This is a genomic window from Nocardiopsis halotolerans DSM 44410, from assembly GCF_000341065.1.
In the GTDB taxonomy this organism is placed as follows: Bacteria; Actinomycetota; Actinomycetes; order Streptosporangiales; family Streptosporangiaceae; genus Nocardiopsis; species Nocardiopsis halotolerans.
Genome location: NZ_ANAX01000062.1, coordinates 1 through 3,540, shown reverse-complemented (window position 1 = coordinate 3,540; position 3,540 = coordinate 1). Strand labels below are relative to the sequence as shown.

3 protein-coding genes are annotated in these 3,540 nt (G+C 71.5%); 1 reads left to right on the top strand and 2 read right to left on the bottom strand.

The window, feature by feature from the left end:
• Positions 1 to 988, top strand: a 988-nt coding sequence (locus D455_RS29240) for an amidohydrolase (protein WP_017569659.1), incomplete at its 5' end; no start/stop codon positions are given.
• A gap of 191 nt (positions 989 to 1,179) precedes the next feature.
• Here D455_RS29240 and D455_RS0104950 read toward each other — a convergent pair.
• On the bottom strand, positions 1,180 to 2,334 hold the full coding sequence (locus D455_RS0104950; protein WP_026122329.1) for a S1 family peptidase: 1,155 nt from the start codon (positions 2,332 to 2,334) through the stop codon (positions 1,180 to 1,182).
• A 780-nt stretch (positions 2,335 to 3,114) separates the two neighbouring features.
• Positions 3,115 to 3,540 (bottom strand): S1 family peptidase (locus tag D455_RS0104945; RefSeq protein ID WP_017569657.1); only part of this gene is annotated, 426 nt, incomplete at its 5' end.

Genomic DNA, 3,540 nt, shown 5'->3' with positions numbered 1-3,540 from the left:
CCTGCCCGCCGAGCAGCTGCTGGGATGGCTGTCCGCCGCGGCCGACCCCTATCTGTCGGCCGGGGTCACCACCGTGTGCGACCCGCAGGTCTCGGCCCGCGAGCTGCGGGTGTACCGCGCCGCGCGCGCCGCGGGAACCCTGCCGCTGCGCACGTTCGGCATGCCGCTGTCCCACCAGTTGGACGCGCTCACCCAGGCCGGGCTGGCCAGCCCCTTCGGTGACGACTGGCTGCGGCTGACCGGTATGAAGTTCTACTCCGACGGGACCCTGCTGGGTGGCACCGCCAGGTTCAGCGTTCCCTACGGCGAACACGGCGAGTTCCCGGGCAGCCTCTACCACCACCCCGACCAGCTCGTGGACCTGATCACGCGCGCCGCGCGGGAAGGGTGGCAGATCGCCGTCCACACCCAGGGCGACGAGGCCATGGAGCACACCCTGGCCGCCATCGCCTCGGCCTCGCGCGTGTCCGGCCCCGACCCGCGCCCGCGCGTGGAGCACTGCGGCCACCCCACCCAGGAACAGGCCAAGCGCTTCACCGACTACGGGGTCATCCCCGTCAACCAGCCCAACTTCCTGCACGACAGCGGGGGAGACTTCCTGCGCCGTCTGGGGGACCGGGCCCACCGGCTCCAGCCGATGCGGGAGGAGATCGACCTGGGGCTGCGCCCGGTGCTCTCCAGCGACTCCTTCGTCTCCAGCCTGCGTCCGATGGACACCGTCGCCAACGCGGTGTGCCGCACCACCCGCGAGGGCGACCCGATCGGTGTCGACCAGGCCGTCACCCTGTACGAGGCCCTGCGCGCCCACACCCTGGACGCCGCCCACGCACTGGGCGTGGAGGACCGTCTGGGTGCCCTGCGCCCCGGTTACCTGGCCGACCTGGTGGTCCTGGACCGCGACGTCGAGACCCTGCCGCAGGAGAGGCTGCGCGAGGTCGGTGCGTGGATGACGGTGCTCGACGGCCGCGTCGCCCACCGCGCCGCCTGACCCCGGCACCGGTCGGTGCCGGGGCGGGGCCGCGCACCGGTCCCGTCTCCCGGACCGGCCTCTCCGCCCGGTCCGGTTTCCGCCCCTGGGCGGATTCTCGTGCCGGTCCCTCGGCTCACGGGTCCGCCCGCACACGGGGGCGTCCCCCGCCCGCGCCTGCGCGCGGACGGGGGACGGTTCGTGGGGATGGGTCAGGCGGGGATGTTCACGCCCCAGGAGTTCACCATCGGCGTGACCTCCTGGTAGTAGGTCGTGCCGCCGTAGGTGCAGTCGCCGGAGCCGCCGGAGGTGACGCCCTGGGCCTGCGAGCCGGAGATGAACGAGCCGCCGGAGTCGCCGGGCTCGGCGCACACGTTGGTCCGGGTCAGGGAGTAGACGGTGCCCTGCGGGTAGCGCACGGTCTGGTTACGGGCCTGGATGGTGCCGCAGTGCCAGCCGGTGGTGGAGCCGGAGCGGCACACCGCCGAGCCGGTCGGAGCCTGGCTGGTGCCGGTCACGGACTGGTAGCCACCGGAGTTGTAGCGGTAGACCAGGTTGTGCAGGGTGAAGTTGGAGGTGCCGCGGACGAAGGCGGCGTCGTTACCGGGGAAGACCGAGTTCTCGAAGACGCCGCGGCCGTTGCCGATGGTCACGCTGGTGCCCACGGTGCCGCAGTGGCCCGCGGTGACGAAACCGGGCTGGCCGGCGCTGTTGGTCGCCGGGAAGCCGACGGAGCAGCGCCCGCCCATGTAGTAGGCGTAGCCGCCGACGATGTCGGCGAACAGCTGGGGCGCCTCGCTGGTCTCCTCCACCTCGACCTCGGAGGCGTCCACACCGGCGTCGGCGAGCAGGGCGTCGACGTCGGCGTCGGAGCCCTCCAGCACCTCGACCACGATGGTGTCGTTCTCCACGTCCGGGTACCAGCCAACGACGCCCTCCTGGGCCTCGGCGTCGTTGAGGTCCTCCATGGCCTCGGTCAGGCCGTCGGAGCCCTGGGAGACGACGGTGGCCTCGGCACCGGTGGCCTCGACCGCCTCCACCGCGGCGGGGTCGGTGACCATGACGGTGAGTTCGAGGGTGTCGGTGTCGAACAGCGAGCCGCCGTAGGCCTCTCCCGCGGCCTCGGTGGCCTCGGCCTCGGTCTCGATGGCGGCTTCCTGCGCCGCGAGCAGTTCCTCGGCCTCGAGCGAGGAAAGGTCGAGGTCACGCTGGAGCGCCTCCATCATGCTGGCGGCGCTGTCGTCGGCGACGGGGGACTGGGGGGCGGTGGGAGCCGGGGCCGCGAGGGCTCCGGGGGCCATGGCCAGTGCCATGCCGAAGGCCAGTGCTCCTGTGCCCACGGCGGATATGACTGGGGAGGGTCGCATGGGGTTCCTACTCTCCAAGGGGGATTGACGGGGGATCCGGGGCCGGGGTTCCTGTGGGAACGGACGACCCCTTTCGGGAGGTCGGAGTTGGTCCGATTCCCGACATCTACCGAGACATCCGGTAAACGATCCCCAACGATAAGTGCACACTTTGACGCTGCAAAGACCCTCTTTGTGTGGATTCATTCAGGAGGAAAGGGGATGGTCCCATGACCCTTCGTTTTATGATGGCTACGGGTAGTCGTCGGGCGTGCCGACCTTGTGGTTTCCGCGTTCACGTCGTGACGGACCGGAGCGGGCGGATTCGCGCAAGGGGGGTTTCGTGGCCGGATGCGGACACTGGTACTGGATGCCATCCGTAACGAAACGGCTACATAGGTGTAACTTGGGAGGTCAGGGGTGGCCGTTGGGAGGGAGCGACCCGTGCGGTTTCCGGACGGGAGTGCGCTCCTGATGAATCCGGCGCGGACCCGTGCCCGAGTGCACGAACGCCGCGTCGGCGCCGGGGGACGCGAGTGCCGTGACCCGTTCCCCCGGCGGCTGGACGGGTGACTCCGCGCGGTGGGGAGTTCCCGGGCGGGGAGGGGAGCCGGGCCGAGAGCCCGACGGGGGCGTCGGACAGGAGCTGAGGGTGCGCCCTGCTGCCTCCGGTGGAGCCGGGGCCCGCGAGCGCGCCGGACCCCTCGTCCCGTCCGTGGGGAACCGGGGGAGGCCCCGACGAAGAGGGGCGCCCCCGCCCACTGCCGTGGACGGGGGCGCCCCGAACGGGACCGGGGGAGGTTATCCGGTCACCAGGGACAGACCCCACGTGTTCAGCATCGGGTTGACCTCCTGGTAGTAGGTCGTGCCGCCGTAGGTGCAGTCGCCCGAGCCGCCGGAGGTGACGCCTTGGGCCTGCGAGCCGGAGATGAACGATCCGCCGGAGTCGCCGGGCTCGGCGCACACGTTGGTCCGGGTCAGGTTCCGGACGGTGCCCTGCGGGTAGCTCACCGTCTGGCCCCGGGCCTCGATGGTGCCGCAGTGCCACCCGGTGGTGGAACCGGAGCGGCACACTGACGAACCGATCGGCGCCTGGGTGGAGCCGGAGACGGTCTCGGGGCTGTCGGCGACCCGGTCGGTCACGTTCCAGTTGGAGGTGGCCGCCACGAAGGCGCCGTCGTTGCCGGGGAAGACGGACTCCTGGAACACGCCGGAGCCGCCGCCGTC

Coding starts and splice junctions, on each gene's coding strand:
- D455_RS0104950 (WP_026122329.1), bottom strand. CDS start 2,334: ATGCGACCCTCCCCAGTCATATCCGCCGTGGGCACAGGAGCACTGGCC.